Consider the following 16,240-nt stretch of genomic DNA (forward strand, 5'->3'; position numbering starts at 1 on the left):
TCGGGCAAACCCATTTTGAGCCATTAAAAAAGACATCTGCTCCCTAAAAAATGGAGGCAGATGTCTTTTTTGTAACTTCTATGAGACTCCCGATGAAAAAGCGTTAGTTCTTCAGTGGCCTCCGTGTGCGGCGGGCTCCTTTTTTTGCGTAATTGCGCGCCTAGCCAAGGTAGGCACGTTCGAGCCGGTGCAAGTCCGGTCGAGGGAAGAACCTAGTCGCCTCCCAGCTGCGCGAAGGCTATGGTATGCGTGAAGACCTCGGAATCGCAGGGCGGAAGAACCTGCGGTATAAGGGGGAGCTCTCAAGCGCCTCCACACCAACCGTTCCCCCGATACAGCCTATCGAACTGCTGCGGCTGGTGGTCAGGTGCGGCCGGGAAAACGGGAGCCCGCAGCGATGCCTTTCGGCGAGATGCGCTCGATCTCCGCCAGATCGTCTGGCGTGAGGGAGATCTGCAGCGCACCGAGGTTCTCCTGCACCCGATCAAGCCTCTTCGTTCCAGGAATAGGAACGATTTGCTCGCCTTGCGACAGAAGCCACGCCAAGGCGAGCTGGGCAGGGGTGCAGTTCTTGCCTGCAGCCAGCTCTTCGATCAGGGAGACGACCTCCAGGTTTTTGGCAAAATTCTCGCTTTGAAACCGCGGGTAGAGGCGGCGGTAATCGTCCTCCGGCAGATCGTCGAACTTCTTGATCTGCCCGGTCAGGAAGCCCCGGCCCAAGGGACTGTAAGGCACGAAGCCGATACCCAGCTCCTGCACAACCGGCAGGACTTCATCTTCCACTTCCCGGCTCCATAAGGAATATTCGGTCTGGACGGCCGTAACCGGGTGGACCGCATGCGCGCGCCGGATCACTTGGGCGGGAGCTTCCGACAGGCCGATATACCGGATCTTCCCTTCCTTGACGAGATCGGCCATCGTGCCGACGGTCTCTTCGATCGGGGTGTTCGGATCCACCCGGTGCTGGTAATACAGGTCGATATAATCGATCCCGAGATGGTAGAGGCTCGCATCCACGGATTTTTTGATGTAAGCCGGATCTCCCTTGGGGCCCTGGGTGTGTGTGACCCCGAATTTGGTTGCAATCACGGCCTCATCCCGGCGGCCCTTGAGCGCCCGGCCGACCAGTTTCTCATTGCCTCCGAACCGCTGCAGCGCGTATTCTTCGCCGTACAGATCGGCTGTGTCGAACAGCGTGATGCCGAGATCCAGCGCTCCGTGTATCGTACGCACCGATTCATCGGTATCGGGCATCATCATCGTGCCGAGCCCGAGGGCCGACACTTCGAGTCCGGCATGTCCCAGTGTCCTCTTTTGCATGGTAAAGCACCTCGTTTCTCTAGAATGATGAAGGGTGGAGCATTAGCCCATTCTAATCTCCCCGCCGGGAGTCAGCCACAGTATGTTTATACTAGTATTCGGATTACCCGGAATAAGGAGAGGACGTCCGTCCGGCGGAGGACATTGGCAAGGCCGCGTTTAGAGAACAGCGGAGCAGAATTTGAATATTATATATTTTACGTTGTCTAATTTGTTGTATTATGTATAATATGAATTATGTTACAGTAAGTACAATGTCAATGTTATTATTATAATACAGTGTAAGCATTTTTGGAATCGCTTTCCTACAATGCCTCCTGCATGCAGTCAAGGTATAAGCTCCACCGGAGTTTATATATCGATACCCCTGGAAGAAAGGAGGCGTACGTAGACGGCCGGTTCAGCAGTAGAAGCTGCAGGTTCCGGTCCTTGTTTGGAATGAAGGGTTTGCCGCGGATAAGGGGTGGACCTGCGGATAAGGGAGGTGATGCGGGTATTGGCTGCCATTCGTTTTGGCGTAAGGGGTTTAGGGATCTCATTTATTCATTAAAAGGAGGAAGTTTACATTGACTACACTGCGTTTGTCTTCATTATCAAGCGGGGCACGTGCCCTGGCTGCCGGCGGCATCATGACGGTAGCCGCTGTTGCTGTGCTATTGGGATTCGGGGATCGGGCTTCCGCCCATGGCTACATCGATAATCCATCCAGCCGGGCCGCGCTGTGCGCCAGCGGTACGAACAAAAATTGCGGATTGATCATCTACGAGCCTTACAGCCTGGAGGCGGCTAAAGGGTTCCCGGCAGCGGGACCAGCCGACGGTAAAATTGCAAGCGCTAACGGCTTGTTCGCCCCGCTGGACGAGCAGTCGGCTTCCCGTTGGACCAAGGTGAATGTGAAGCCGGGACCGACCACATTCCACTGGACGCTGAAGGTTCCCCATGCCACCGCCTCCTGGAAGTATTACATGACGAAGCAGGATTGGAATCCGAATGCTGCGCTTACCCGCGCTTCCTTTGACCTGACGCCGTTCTGCAATGTGCCTTACCGAGGACAACCCGGCAATTCTTACTCGGATACGTGCAATATTCCAGCCCGCACAGGCTACCAGGTGATTCTCGCCGTATGGGAAATCTCGGACACGGGCAATGCGTTCTATAATGTCATTGATGTGAATTTCGGCGGCGACGTGGACAGCTCGGCTCCGACGGCTCCCTCCGGCGTGACGGCTTCCAATGTCGCGGCAACCAGCGCCACCGTGACATGGAAGGCAGCCACGGATAATGTAGGCGTCACCGGCTACCGTATATTCAACGGGACTACGCAGATCGCTTCGACGAACGGTGCGCTCAGCGCCAATCTGACGGGCCTGACCGCAGCTACGGCTTACAATATTACGGTCAAAGCGGTAGATGCCGCAGGCAACGTATCGGCTGCGAGCAATGCGGCTTCGTTCACGACGCCGAATGTGACGGGGCCGGATACCGCCGCACCAAGCGCCCCGACAGGTCTGCACGTGATGGGCGCGACGACGTCCACTTCCGTGCCCCTGATGTGGAGCGCTTCCACGGATAATGTGGGAGTGACCGGCTACCAAGTTTACCGCGGGACCACGCTGGTCGCTACCGTCTCCGGCTCGACGCTCGATTATGTTGTGACCGGACTGACGGCGAATACGGCGTACGCCTTCACCGTCAAAGCGGTGGATGCCGCAGGCAATGTGTCGGGGGCAAGCTCCACGGTGAACGTGACGACGCCTGCCGCTCCTGCGTCTTATCCGGCATGGAACGCGTCCACCGCTTATGTGGGCGGCAGCAAAGTGACGTACAACGGCGTGAACTACGAAGCGAAGTGGTGGACGCAAGGCGAGACGCCTGGATCCGGCTCCGATGTATGGAAAGTGATCCCTTAATCGATTGTACTTTATCCTCTCTGGAGAGGGCTGCCGTGTGCAGCCCTCTTTGCCGTGCTCATCAGGGGTTGGACATCGTTCATCACCTTACTGTCAAGCAGGAGTTTGGGGGCTTTCATCCGAATCCAAGTTACATTCAGTTACATTCTATACATATGGAGGGAAAGCATGCCAACTCCCCGATACTCCGAAGTCAAGCCCCTGTTCCGCCGGTATGTCAAAGGCTTTCATTCCATTGCCGTACAGCTGTATCTGCTCTTCTTCATCTCGATCCTGATTCCGGTGCTGATCGGCGGGTATCTGTCTTACCAGAAGTCGGCGCGGATGATCGAGGAGCAGGTGAATCATGTGGCCACGCTTACGATCAAGCAGGTACGGGATAACCTGGACTTCGTGTTCAAGCGGCTCGACGACACGTCCATGCGGCTGTTCAGCTCCCGGACGATCCAGGAGGCGCTGCAGGCCGAAGCATCCGAGCCCTTCGAGCTCTATAAGAAGAATGACGAAGCGAAGCAGTTTCTCTACCAGCTCATCATGAACATGCCGGAGATTATGGATATTTACATCCTCGATGTGAACCGCCAGAACTCAGTCATCTCCTCTTCGATCCAGAGCTTGACGGACCCGTGGACATCGGAGTGGTACAGGAGGGTGGTGGCCGCGGACGGGATGACGGTGTGGTTCGGGCTCTCCAACACCTCTTATCTCAAGGGCATCGATATGGGCATTCCGGTCTTCGGGCTGGGACGGGCGATCAAAGAGGTGGACACCGGCCGGATTATCGGGGTTATGTTCATCGAGGTCCGGGGCAAGATGCTCACCGATACGCTGGATGAGCTGCGGTTCGGCCGAACCGGGTATACCTTCCTTGTAGACGAAGGAAACCGGTTCGTCTACCATGGGGACGCATCCCTGTATGGACAGCCGTCGGATCTGCGGCTGCCTTCGCAGACGGAGGTGCTCGAGGTGAAGGGCCGGGAGCAGATGGTCATTCCTGCCGTTCTCGGCAACGGGTGGAAGGTGACCGGTATCGTACCGCTCGAGGAGCTGGTGGCCGGCACCGTGGAGATCCGGGATCTTACGGTGTGGATCGCCCTGGGGTCGGGACTGACGGCCCTCATCATGGGCTACTATGTCGCCCAGCGCATCGGCCGGCCGCTGGTGCATCTGAGCCAGCTCATGCACCGCGGGGAAGCGGGAGACCTCACGGTCCGCTCCCCGATCCAGGGCAAGAATGAGATCGGACGGCTCAGCCGAAGCTTCAACAAGATGATCGCACGGATCCAGCAGCTCATCGAGCGGATTGCCGAAGAGGAGAGCGAGAAGAAGAAGGCGGAGATCCGGGCCCTCCGCTACCAGATCAACCCGCATTTTCTGTACAACACGCTCAATACCATCCGGTGGATGGCCAAGCTGCAGCGCACCGACGATGTGGAGAGCACCATCTCGACGCTGGTCCATATTCTCGAGGCGAGTCTGGAGCGGACCGGACCGATCGTGACGCTGGGAGACGAGCTTCAGCTGCTCGAGAAGTATATGGTTATCCAGCAGTACCGTTACAACAACGGGATCACGCTGAGCGTGCAGTGCCCGCCGGAACTCTCCGGCTTGACGATGCCCCGGATGCTGCTGCAGCCGGTGGTGGAGAATGCAATCTTCCACGGCATCGCGCCCCGGGACGACAGGGGGGCGGTAGGGATCACGGTGTACCGGGATGGGGGAGACGCGGTCGTGGTGATCGAAGACGACGGGGTGGGCATTCCCGCTGAGAAGCTGCCTTACCTGCTCGGAGGGGCGGTAGGGAGCCGGACGGGCGGCATGACGCGTATCGGCTTGTCCCACGTTCACCAGACGCTGCAGCTGTATTACGGAAAGAAGTACGGCGTACAGGTGGAGAGCCGCGAGGGCTGCGGAACGCGCGTACATCTTACATTTCCGATCCAAAAAAAGGAGGATGCTTATGTACAGAGTGCTGTTGGTTGACGATGAGCCTCTGGCGAGGATGGGACTTCGGGAGACCTTCGACTGGGAAGGCCACGGCTACCGGGTCGTCGGCGAAGCGTCGAACGGCCGCAGTGCGCTGGCCTGGATCGAGCGGGGCGAAGTCGATATTCTCATCACGGATATCGCGATGCCGGTTATGGACGGGATGGAACTGATGCGGGAGGCCCGCGGGCGGTTTCCCTCGGTCAAAATCATTCTGCTCAGCTGCCACAGCGACTTTGCCTATGTCCGTGAAGGCATGCGGATGGGGGCCACTGACTATCTGCTGAAGCCTACCATGCAGCCCGAGGACCTGAAGGAGGTGCTCGGGAAGGCCCGGAGCCAGGCGGAGGAAGAGCGGGGGATCCGGGAGCTCATGGAGAGCCGGGAGCAGGCCCGGCGCCGGGAGGAGCTGGAGAAGAGCTTCACGCGGCTGCTCCTGGGGGAAGCGGCGGATGTGCCGCCTTCTGCCGGGCTCTCCTGGTTCGCGGAGAGCTACCGGGCTGTCGTCGCCGAGCTGGACGGGGCGACGAAGCTGCGGTCGGAGGAGGGAGGAATCTATACCGAGATCATGCTGGAGGAGCTGCAGGAGAGCTGGTACGAGGTCTGCGGGGAGGAAGGCATCGCGCTGCGGGCCGGTGCCGAACAGCTCATCCTGGTCGTGCGCAGCATCGACCGGCTGGAGCGGTTCCAGGCGGGGGCGGCCGGGCGAGGCTGCTCGCTGACCCTCGGCGTAAGCGGGCCGGCTTCCGGGAGCGGGGCATTCCGCCAAGCGGTCCGGGAGGCCAGGGCGGCGGCCCGCCTGCGGTTCTACGAGGGTCCCGGGGCCATCCGGCATTACGGGGAAGCGGATGCCGTGAACCCGGGGAGCGGGACGGCGGCCCAAGAAGCGGCCCTGACCCGGCTGGAGGCTGCCTATGCCGCGGGCCGGCCGGAGGAAGCGCAGGCCTTGCTCGAGGAGCTGGCCGCCTCCTGGGCGCGGCACCGGACGGCGCCCTCCGAAGTGAGGCGGCAGGCCCGGTGCCTGCTGGCGGGACTGCGCAGCCCGGCGGAAGCGGGGAGCAGGGCCGCCGAGCGCATCGAATCGATCCCGGGGCTGGAATCGGTCGAGGAAGTGCGGCAGCTGCTTCGCCAGGCCCTCGAGCCGCTCCGGGAACCGGAGGCTCAAGCGGGAGGGGCCGAGGAGGCCGGGCTCCACCGGCGGATTGTCGCGCAGGCGCTCACCTACCTGAAGAGCCACTATACAGGCAATATCTCGCTGCAGGATGTAGCAGACCATGTGGCGGTGAGCCGCAATTATTTTAGCGAGCTCTTTAAGAAGGTGACGGGACACAATTTCATCGACCACTTGATCCATCTGCGGCTCGAGCATGCGTGCGGGCTGCTCAGAACCACAACGCTGCGGGTGTATGAAGTGGCGGAGCTCTCCGGCTTTAATGACGTCAAATATTTCAGCAAGGCGTTCAAGAAGGTGATGAAGGTGTCGCCGGCGGATTACCGGGAGAAGGGGCAGGGGGGCGGGGAAGGCGCCTCCTAATCTAAGGAAATCAAGACACCATTTCGGAATAAAAGAAGTTACATGCAAGAGGACCGGAGGGATATACTGAAAGCGTATTCAAAAACAGGGGTCGAAAGGATGATCGGGATGAAATGGAATGCACGCGTACCGTTTGTGATGGGGGCAGCCGTTCTGGCTCTACTTCCGCTGCTGCAGGCTTGCGGCACCGAAGGAGGTTCGGGAGGCCAGGCGGATTCGGGCTCGGGCTCCGGTTCGAAGGTCAAGATCAAGTGGTCGACTTGGGGCAATCCGGGCGAGCTCGGACGGTTCCAGGAATTCACCAAGGACTATAACGCCAAGCATCCGAACGTCGAGGTCGAGCTCATTCCGATTCCGGCGGATTACGACCAGAAGATCCTGACGCAGCTCAGCGGCGGCGCGGCTCCGGATGTGTTCTATGCCGGGGATGCGGCCATCGTCAAGATGATCGATAACGGGACGGTCGCGGATCTTACTACATATATGAAAGAAGATAGCAGCAAAATCAAGCCGGAGTCCTTCTTCCCTGGTCTGTGGGGGGCGGCAAAGAAAGGGGAACAGATCTACGGGGTCCCCGTCGACTGTAACCCGATCATCCTGTGGTACAACAAGAAGCTGCTGCAGGATTCGGGCGTCAGCGTTCTTCCGGCCGACCTGCACGAGAAGGGGGAATGGACCTGGGCGGCCTTCCAGGAGGTGCTGGGGAAACTGCGCGCGGCAGGCAAGCACGGCTTCGTACTCGATAATTCTTGGACGAACTACTACAGCTTCGCCACCTCCAACGGCGGTTCGATCTACAACGAGAAGGGGGAGTTCGTCGCGGACAAGGATCCGAAGACGGTGGAGGCGTTCAAGTTCCTGTATGATAACGTCAAACAGAAGAACATGACCTTCGCAGGCACACTGCCCAAAGGCCAGGGCGGGGATGCGATGTTCATGTCGAACCAGGTGGGCTTCGTCACAGCCGGCCGCTGGTACCTGCCGATCTTCAAGCAGAACAAGGACCTGCAGTTCGATATTGTGCCGTACCCGACCAACACGGGCAAGAAGATCGAGCCGGCTGCGGTAGCCGCAGCTTACATGGTCATGAACAAGAGCACGAAGCACCCGAAGGAAGCCTTCGACTTCATCAACGAATATATCGCCAAGGAAGGCCAGACCTTCCGTCTGCAGGGTGGCGGCAATGCGGTGCCATCCGTAGAGGGAGCCGACGAGGTGGTCATGGAGGGCAACCTGCCGGAGCATGCCAAGTACTTCCTTGACACGCGGGGGATCGGCTATGCCCTTATGCCGGCCGAAGCGGGGGTACCGGGCCTCAGCAAGGTCATCACCGATGAGATGGAGACGCTGTGGCTCAAGGACGGCAGCTTGGACGGAACGCTGAAGTCTCTCGGTACGAAGGCGAACCAGAAGATCCAAGAATACAAGTCGGGCAAGTAACGGAGGATGAGGCTATGAACAAACGCGTATCGGAAGGGCTGTGGGGATATCTGTTCATTCTCCCCCAGTCCCTCGGCCTCCTGGTGTTTGCCCTGATCCCCCTTGTCTCCGCTTTTATGCTCAGCCTGATGAAATGGGACGGCTTCGGGAGCAAGCAGTTTGTCGGCCTCGATAACTTTGCCGCCCAGTTCGCTTCCGAGGATTTTCGGCTCTCGCTCTTCAATACGCTGTGGTATACGGTGCTAGTCGTCCCGACGGGCATTCTCCTGGCGATCCTCGTCGCCGTAGCCCTGAACAAGGTGCGGGGGAAGGTGATCTACCGGCTGTTCTATTATATGCCGGTGGTCACCGGCTCCATCGCCGTCTCGATGGTATGGCTGTGGCTGCTCAATTCGGAGTTCGGCATCATCAATGTGTATCTCAAAGCGTGGTTCGGCATCCAGGGGCCGAATTGGCTGACCGACCGGGCGATGGTGATCCCGTCGATCGCTCTGCTCAGCGTCTGGTGGGGCCTCGGGGGCAACATGGTACTCTTCCTCGCCGGGCTGCAGGGCATCTCGTCGAGCTACTACGAAGCGGCCCAGATCGATGGGGCCGGCAAGTTCCGCCAGTTCTGGCATATCACGCTGCCGCTCTTGTCGCCGACCACGTTCTTCGCGACGATCATGACGATCATCGGTTCATTCCAGGTGTTCGACCAATCGTTCGTCATGACCGGCGGGGGTCCGGCCAAGGCCAGTTATACGATGGTATACCATATCTACCAGTTGGGCTTCGTCGACTTCACCTTCGGCAAGAGTGCGGCCGCGGCCGTCCTGCTCTTCCTGCTGATTCTGACGCTGACGCTGATCCAGATGTATACCTCGAAGCGCTGGGTACATTACGGCGATTAACGAACCGGAGAGGAGGAGATGATTACTAATGGAAGCCAATATGGAAATGCAATCGCCGCGCAAAAGCAAAACCGCTTCCGCCGGCCTGCTCCGGACGGACCGCAGCGGGGCGAGCCCGCTGGCCGGCCTCCTGCTGCATGCGGTGCTGATCGCCGGAGCCGTGCTCATGACCGGGCCGTTCATCTGGATGATTCTCAGCTCGCTGAAGCAGTTCCACCAGATTTTCTTAATCCCGCCCCAGTGGATACCGGATCCTTGGGAGTGGGGGAATTACAAGCGCTCCTGGGAGGCGCTGCCATTCGGGCGCGCGTACTTTAACAGCACGTACATCGCCGTCATCTCGGTGGCCGGCAAGCTCCTTACCTGCTCGATGGCGGCCTATGCGTTCGCGAAGATCCGGTTTCCGCTGCGCGAGCCGATCTTCGTCCTCTTCCTGGCCACGATGATGGTGCCGGGACAGGTGACGATCATTCCGCTCTATCTCATGATGAAGAGCATCGGCTGGATCGACAGCCATCTGTCGATCATCGTGCCGGAGACGCTGTTCAGCGCCTTCGGGGTGTTCATGCTCCGCCAGTTCATGAAGAGTGTTCCGGACGAGCTGGCCGAAGCGGCCGTCATGGACGGCGCGAACCGCTGGACGATCTACTGGCGCGTCATCCTCCCGCTGGTGCGGCCGGCGCTGGCAGCCCTCGGTATCTTCACCTTCCTCGGGCTGTGGAACAATTTCTTCGGCCCGCTGATCTTCCTGAACACGCCGGAGCAATTCACCGTGCCGCTGCTGCTCAACATGTTCCGCGGCATGTACATCACCGACTGGACGCTGATGATGGCCGGCTCGGCGATCGCCGTCGTTCCGGTACTTGTGGTCTATATCATCGGCCAGCGGTATATTATCGAAGGCGTGACGCTGACCGGAATCAAGGGGTAGCGCAGCGCAGACAAGCTGAATATCAGCACAAACAAGAGGCGAACCGGCACTGCTGCCGGTCCGCCTCTTTGCTATGGGCACTTCCTGCCGAACGGCTATTTCCCCTTAGCCTCCGCCGCGAGGAACGGGGCCTCGTAAGGTGCCTGTTTGCCGAGCAGAATGGAGTAGATGTTCTTGTGGGTCTCCATCACACCGGACAGGAAGGTCTTATATGGCCGGTCCGTCACGTTGAGCAGCCCGAAGTTATAGCTCTCGCCGCTGGGTCCTTCGAACCAGCGGCCTGTAGCCGGCTGGTCGAGATAAGAGAACCAGTGGGTGCCCACCACATATCCGAGAGAGGCTGCTTCCTCCACATAGGAGCGGTAGAGCTGGGCACGCTGCTCCTCGTCGCTGGCGAGCAGCGGAGCAGTGAGGCCTTGTTCCCGGGTGCCGTAGCCGAATTCCGTCAAGAGGATCGGCCTTCCGCCGGACTTGTCATACACATCCCGGAGCATCTCCCGGTCGAGCTGCCTTGCATAATGATTGATCGAGATGACATCCATATACTTCCCGGCGGCCTCGGCGAGCATACCCCGGATCTTCGGATGGTTCGACGGTGTGGTCAGCCAGCGGTCCCCCAGCAGCAGATGGTTGGGATCATATTTGCGGAATACCCGCTCGACCGTACCGTAATAGGTATCGAGATACAGCTTCATGAAGTCATCCATATCGCTGCGCGCCTGAGTTGACGAAAGCGGGAGGGACGCTTCATAGAGGGCGTCGAAGCCGTTGTACTCCGTTTTCCAGGCGGTATTGAACCGGTCTATGCTTCCGTACCGGGACTTGAGCAGTTCCACCAGCTTGCGTTTGGAGGGGGCCTGGCTGCCCTTCAGCTTGGGCAGCTCGTTGATGATGAGATGGTAATCGGATTCATTGCCAAGGAAATAACCGACAATGTACGGGTTATCCTTGTTCTGGGGCAGGTTCTTGGCGAAGAGAGCATCGATCTTGGCTTCGGCCCCCTCGGCGAAAATATCGAAGATCTTCAGTCCGTCCACCTGGGCTTCGGGAATCTCCGAGAGCGGGAGGAACGGGAAGTGAGGCACCTTGAACTCTTGGGCATAGTTGGCCGGTGACCAGCCGCCTGCGCTGTTGAATCCCCACTTGCGGATGCGGGAGATGCTCTCCTCGTAGAATTCGCGGGAGGAATACGGTTGACCGGTTTTGCGGATGCGGTTCGCCACATAGAAGGAGAAGGTGTCTTTGGAGTTCAAAAAGGCGGAGCGGTACTCCCCTTCGTAAGGGGGCATCCATTCGAAGCGATCTTCCTGTCCTTTCAGCTGGGTATAGGTATCGTTCGCGGTCAAGCCGTTCACGCCCAGAGAGAAATACAGCGTTCCGGCCGGCGTCACCATGACTTTGCGGTTCTGCAGCGCTTCGATGTGGTAATAGCCCGTCGCCTTCAGCCCGTAGGTTTCGCTGCTGCCCTTCAGTCCGCCGTACGCGTCCCAGCCCGGGGCCTTCAGGCTTCCGTAATAAGCGTCATCGGGCTGCGTGTCCCCCTTCAGCGACGCCTCGCCGGCTACCTTGCCGCTGAAGGTGACTCCGGCGACCTGGCCGAACCGATCAACGTGTATGGGGCCTGTCTGCTCCTTGGCGCCGGGGTCTTTTTTGCCGTCATCGTCAGAGACCGCTGCCCCCGGTGCTCCGCCGCCGGGCAAGCCGGGGGGCGAGGTGAGCAGGCCGGCGGCTACCGCAATAGCTGCAAGGGTAACGACGCCGGCGGTAAACCCGACGGCCGGTAATTTGAATGGCATATAGGCTTTGGATAATGATGCTCTTATTAAAGACACTTTCGATAACGCCCTTTCTCGCTGCATGGAGTAGTGACTCCATTTTACCAAAAAAGATCCGTAATGTTCCAAAAAATTAGGGGGGTACGGGGAGTCGGAACCCATGAAAATCAGATAACGCTCACATCGGGTGATAGGAAAAGAAATGTGCAGCAGTGAAAGGTCTCCCCACTCGGAGAGAGCAGTTGTTAGTCGTCTAGGACCAGCAGGTATAGTTTAACAACGAAAACAAGACCAATTTCCTACTTTCTCGATGTTTTCATCCTGATATGGGAAAAAATTCTTGGAAAATAGACAATTCCAATATTTGATCATAAAAAAATACACGTTTTTGCGACAAAAACAGTCATTTGGTCTATAATATACCCAAAGAGATGGCGAAATAGTAGAGAGAAACGTCACATGAAGGTAGGACTATATGATGAGCGGCATACCTAAAGATTACAGTACAGCATCCAAGCGATTCTGCGCAGAAGCCGGCATGGACTCCAAGGTTATCCCTGCACCTGCCGTGGTGATGACGCAGGAAGAACTTGAAACCAAGCGCAAAGAATACGACGAGATTCTTTCCGTCGTCCAGTTTTTTGGCAACAAGGTGCTCCACTCCCTGAAAGGGACGCCGCTGCTGCTTTCGGTAGCCGACGAGAAGGGTTTTATCCTTCATATGATGGGGGACGAAACGATCCGGAGCATGGTGAGCGAGCTGGGGATCCGTCCGGGGGTGCAGTTTACCGAGGAAACGATGGGCACCAATGTGGTGAGCCTCTCTCTCAAGCACAGCGGGCAGCCCATCGAGCTGATCGGTCCCGACCACTACCACGAATATCTGCATGCAAGCGCTTGTTATGCTGTGGCCTTCCGGTATACGGATAATAACAATCTTCTGGGCTCTGTCTCGATTATGACGGCCATTGAGCTTCAGAATCCCCTGATGATCACGATGCTGACGACCACGATTGATTCGATTGAAAGGGAGCTGCTGCTGCGCAAACAGAACCGGAAGCTGAACATCATGAATCAGGTCATGCTTCAGAATACCCGCAACGGAATCATTATCACAGATAAAGAGGGTGTTATAACGGATTTCAATCAGTTTGCCAGAGAGCTTACCGGCCTTACGCTCGAAGAGACGGTGGACAGGCCGGTTCTGTTCCTGGATCCCATGGGAGGCTTCATCCACTCGGTCATCCAGGAAGGCAGACAGTACGAGGATATCCAGATTGAATTCGGAGGCAGGGACGGAAAGCGCAAGACGGTCTGTCTCTTCGATGCCTTCCCGATCTATGACGAGTATCGCCGGATTGTCGGCGCGTTCGGCCAATTCCGCAATATTACCGACCGTTATGAAGCGGAGGAGCGGTACAATTACCTGGCCAATCACGACGATCTGACGGATATTCCGAACCGGCGGTATTACAAGACCAAGCTGAATACGATGCTCGAGCAGGCTAACCAAGACCTTCATCCCTACCGGATTGCGGTTCTCTATCTCGATCTGGACCGGTTCAAGCTTGTGAACGACACGCTGGGCCATACTCATGGCGATCTGCTGCTGAAGCTGGTCGTCGAACGGCTGACGGCCCTGCTCGGTCCCGAGGATGTCATTGCCCGGATGGGCGGGGACGAGTTTATGTTCATGTTCCCCCGCATCCGGGACGCGGAAGATGTAACCCTCCGGGTGGAAGAGATTCTGAAGATCTTCCATCAGCCTTTCAATATGAACGGCTATGAATTCCATATTACGGCGAGCATCGGGATCTCCATGTATCCGAGCGACGGTCTGGACAGCGACAAGCTGATGATCCACGCGGACACGGCGATGTACAAGGCCAAGGAGCGCGGCAAAAACCAGTATCTCCTGTATTCTGCAGAGATGCAGACCAAATCGCATGAGAAAATCCGCATGGAAACCTCGCTGCGGAAGGCCATCGAGAACGAAGAATTCGTCCTCTATTACCAGCCCCAGATCGACCTGCGCTCCGGCGGGGTCAAAGGGGTAGAAGCGCTGATCCGCTGGCAGCATCCGGAGCGGGGCATCGTGTCGCCGTATGAATTCATCCCGCTGGCGGAAGAGACAGGGCTTATTATTCCGCTGGATCAATGGGTTCTCCGCACCGCCTGCCACCAGAACAAAAAGTGGCAGGACATGGGGCTCCCGCCGCTGCGGATCGCCGTGAACCTGTCTTCCCAGCAGTTCGCCAAGGATTCGCTGGTCGATATCGTCCGCCATGCCCTTGAAGAAAGCGGGCTGGCCCCCGAATATCTGGAGCTGGAGATCACCGAGACGATGACGATGGATGTGGAACACACCATTCCTACGCTGGAGAAGCTGCATGCGCTGGGGGTTCAGATTTCCATCGACGATTTTGGCACCGGCTACAGCTCGTTGAATTACCTCAAGAAATTTTCCATCGACCGCTTGAAGATTGACCAATCCTTCGTACGCGATATCATGTTTGATGCCCATGATTCCGATATAGTCGGTACCATTATTGCAATGGCTCACGGAATGGGGCTGGAGGTAATTGCGGAGGGCGTCGAAGAAGCGGGGCAGCTTCAGTTCCTAAGAGAACAGAAGTGCAACGAAGTTCAAGGATACTATTACAGCAAGCCGATCCCCGCAGAAGAGTTTGAAGCGAAATATGAACACCTGCAGCTCATGTCGGAGTCGAATAACGGATAAAGGCATCTTAGAAGAAGGAGTACAACTTATGCAGACCGTGGCGCAACTGATAGTGACGCATCTTGCGGCTTGGGGGGTAACCCATGTATTCGGGATCCCGGGCAAGCCCGTGACTCCGCTGGTGGCCGAACTGGACCGCCAGGGAATCATGTTCGTTCTTAGCAAGCATGAGGGAGGGGCAGGGCTCTCCGCTGCTGGGTATGCGTACGGCGGGAGGACCCTCGGGGTGGCAATCGGTACGGCGGGACCGGGAGGCGTGAATATGCTGACGGCCGCCGGCCAAGCCATGGCGTCCCATCTTCCGGTATTGTTCCTGACCGGACAGCCTCCGATCCGCGAGATCGGCAAGGTGCTCGGGCAGGACAGTACGATATTCGGAACCGATCTTGTGAAAATGTTCGAACCTGTAACCAAATTCAGCAGCCGTGTGGAACGGGGCGACCTCCTGAGGACTTACCTTCAGCATGCGGTGGAGCAGGCATTCACCGGAGTCAAAGGGCCAGTCCACCTGTCCATCCCGGCCGATGTACTCATGGAAGAGACGGAGGAGTTCACTCTGGCGCTGCCGACCCATTACCCGGCGGTACTCTCCTCCAACCTGCCGCAGGCCGCCGAGCTGCTGCGGCATGCACAGCGCCCGCTGCTCCTATTGGGCGGCGGCGTGCACAATCAAGGGGCATATGACGAAATTCAAGTGTTCGCGGAGCGGTGGAATCTTCCGGTGGTCACGACGCCGGGAGGCAAAGGGGCATTCCCTTCGGTTCATCCGCTGTCCATCGGGCCCTTCGGACTGGGTGGAACAGACGCTGCCCGTGACTATCTTGCGCGGGGCGTCGATGTCCTGGTCACCGTAGGCACGCAGCTCAGCGATATGGAGACCGCAGGCATGACCTCCGCGATGTATCCGGGGCAGCTCATTCAGTTTGATTATGATGCCCGATTTGTAGGCAAATCATTACCTGTGGCGACGCTCGCGGTGTTGGGCGATCTCACAGCGAACCTCCGCAAGCTGGTGGAACTAGGCGCAGAGCGCGGGGCGCAGAGCCAGCTCGAAGCCGCAGCAAGGGAGGCCGTGGCAGCCACGCAGGAAGCGGTCCCGGCCCTCGAAGGGCAGGAAGGGATGCTCAGCGGAGAGCAGGTCATGAAGCTGCTTCGGGAAGGGCTGCCGGCCGGCAGTCAGATGTTCGGGGATGCAGGGAGCCATTCGTTCTATGCTGTGAGGCACTTTGAAATCCTGGAGGCAGGTACGTTCCACTTCGAGGAGGTCTATGCCACGATGGGCCGTGCGATCGGCTACGCGATCGGCGCACAGCTGGCGGAGCCGGAGCGTGTTGTCGTCTGTCTGACCGGCGACGGATGCATGTTCATGAACGGAACCGAGGTATCCACCGCAGTGAACTACGGTGCTCCTGTGCTGTTCGTTGTGTTGAACAACGAGCGTTTGGACATGGTAGATAAAGGGATGGCTCGCCATCTCGGACGGGCGATTGGAACGGTCTACGAGACACCTCTGCAGGCGGCTCTCTTCGGGGAGTCCATGGGAGCTAAGTCTTTCCGCTGCCGTACGGCGGAGGAGCTGCGGGCAGCCGTGGCGTCGGCCCTGGCTTCGCGGGAGACCGCAGTCATCGAAGTGATGGTTGACCCGCTTGAGATTCCGCCGACCATGGCCCGGGGATAAGAACGGGCGTCAGCACGAACAGGAGTGAGGGAA

Annotated in this window: 10 protein-coding genes; 8 read left to right on the plus strand and 2 right to left on the minus strand. The window is 58.2% G+C overall.

Annotated features, from left to right (window positions below; genetic code table 11):
* Positions 1-363 precede the first annotated feature (363 nt).
* Positions 364-1,320, minus strand: a complete 957-nt coding sequence (locus O9H32_RS31235) for an aldo/keto reductase (RefSeq protein WP_269870002.1) — start codon at positions 1,318-1,320, stop codon at positions 364-366.
* Between the two features lie 566 nt (positions 1,321-1,886).
* Here O9H32_RS31235 and O9H32_RS31240 point away from each other — a divergent pair.
* The 6 genes from O9H32_RS31240 (at position 1,887) to O9H32_RS31265 (ending at position 10,014) form a co-directional block, all read left to right on the plus strand.
* Entirely contained in the window at positions 1,887-3,230 is a 1,344-nt protein-coding gene (locus O9H32_RS31240; protein ID WP_406627433.1) for a lytic polysaccharide monooxygenase, read from the plus strand.
* Positions 3,231-3,398: 168 nt separating this feature from the next.
* The gene (locus O9H32_RS31245) at positions 3,399-5,213 is read left to right on the plus strand and encodes a cache domain-containing sensor histidine kinase (RefSeq protein WP_269870003.1); all 1,815 of its coding nucleotides are present in this window, start codon (positions 3,399-3,401) and stop codon (positions 5,211-5,213) included.
* Positions 5,191-6,750, plus strand: coding sequence for a response regulator (locus O9H32_RS31250; RefSeq protein ID WP_269870004.1), 1,560 nt, complete (start codon positions 5,191-5,193; stop codon positions 6,748-6,750). Before O9H32_RS31245 ends, O9H32_RS31250 begins: the two co-directional genes overlap by 23 nt.
* Before the next feature lie 99 nt (positions 6,751-6,849).
* Positions 6,850-8,190, plus strand: coding sequence for an ABC transporter substrate-binding protein (locus tag O9H32_RS31255; protein WP_269870005.1), 1,341 nt, complete (start codon positions 6,850-6,852; stop codon positions 8,188-8,190).
* A 14-nt stretch (positions 8,191-8,204) separates the two neighbouring features.
* Positions 8,205-9,083 (plus strand): carbohydrate ABC transporter permease, encoded by an 879-nt coding sequence (locus O9H32_RS31260; protein ID WP_269870006.1) that lies wholly within the window; start codon positions 8,205-8,207, stop codon positions 9,081-9,083.
* Positions 9,084-9,111: 28 nt separating this feature from the next.
* The gene (locus O9H32_RS31265) at positions 9,112-10,014 is read left to right on the plus strand and encodes a carbohydrate ABC transporter permease (protein WP_269870007.1); all 903 of its coding nucleotides are present in this window, start codon (positions 9,112-9,114) and stop codon (positions 10,012-10,014) included.
* 95 nt (positions 10,015-10,109) lie between these two features.
* On the opposite strand, the gene O9H32_RS31270 is transcribed toward O9H32_RS31265, so the two are convergent.
* Positions 10,110-11,810 carry an alpha-amylase family protein gene (locus O9H32_RS31270; RefSeq protein WP_269870008.1) on the minus strand — a complete coding sequence of 567 codons (1,701 nt, stop codon included), beginning with the start codon at positions 11,808-11,810 and terminating at the stop codon, positions 10,110-10,112.
* Between the two features lie 457 nt (positions 11,811-12,267).
* Here O9H32_RS31270 and O9H32_RS31275 point away from each other — a divergent pair, with 457 nt between their 5' ends.
* On the plus strand, positions 12,268-14,529 hold the full coding sequence (locus O9H32_RS31275; protein WP_269870009.1) for an EAL domain-containing protein: 2,262 nt from the start codon (positions 12,268-12,270) through the stop codon (positions 14,527-14,529).
* Between the two features lie 28 nt (positions 14,530-14,557).
* On the plus strand, positions 14,558-16,207 hold the full coding sequence (locus O9H32_RS31280) for a thiamine pyrophosphate-binding protein (protein WP_269870010.1): 1,650 nt from the start codon (positions 14,558-14,560) through the stop codon (positions 16,205-16,207).
* Positions 16,208-16,240: the final 33 nt, after the last annotated feature.

This window comes from Paenibacillus caseinilyticus, from assembly GCF_027533645.1.
In the GTDB taxonomy this organism is placed as follows: domain Bacteria; phylum Bacillota; class Bacilli; order Paenibacillales; family NBRC-103111; genus Paenibacillus_G; species Paenibacillus_G caseinilyticus.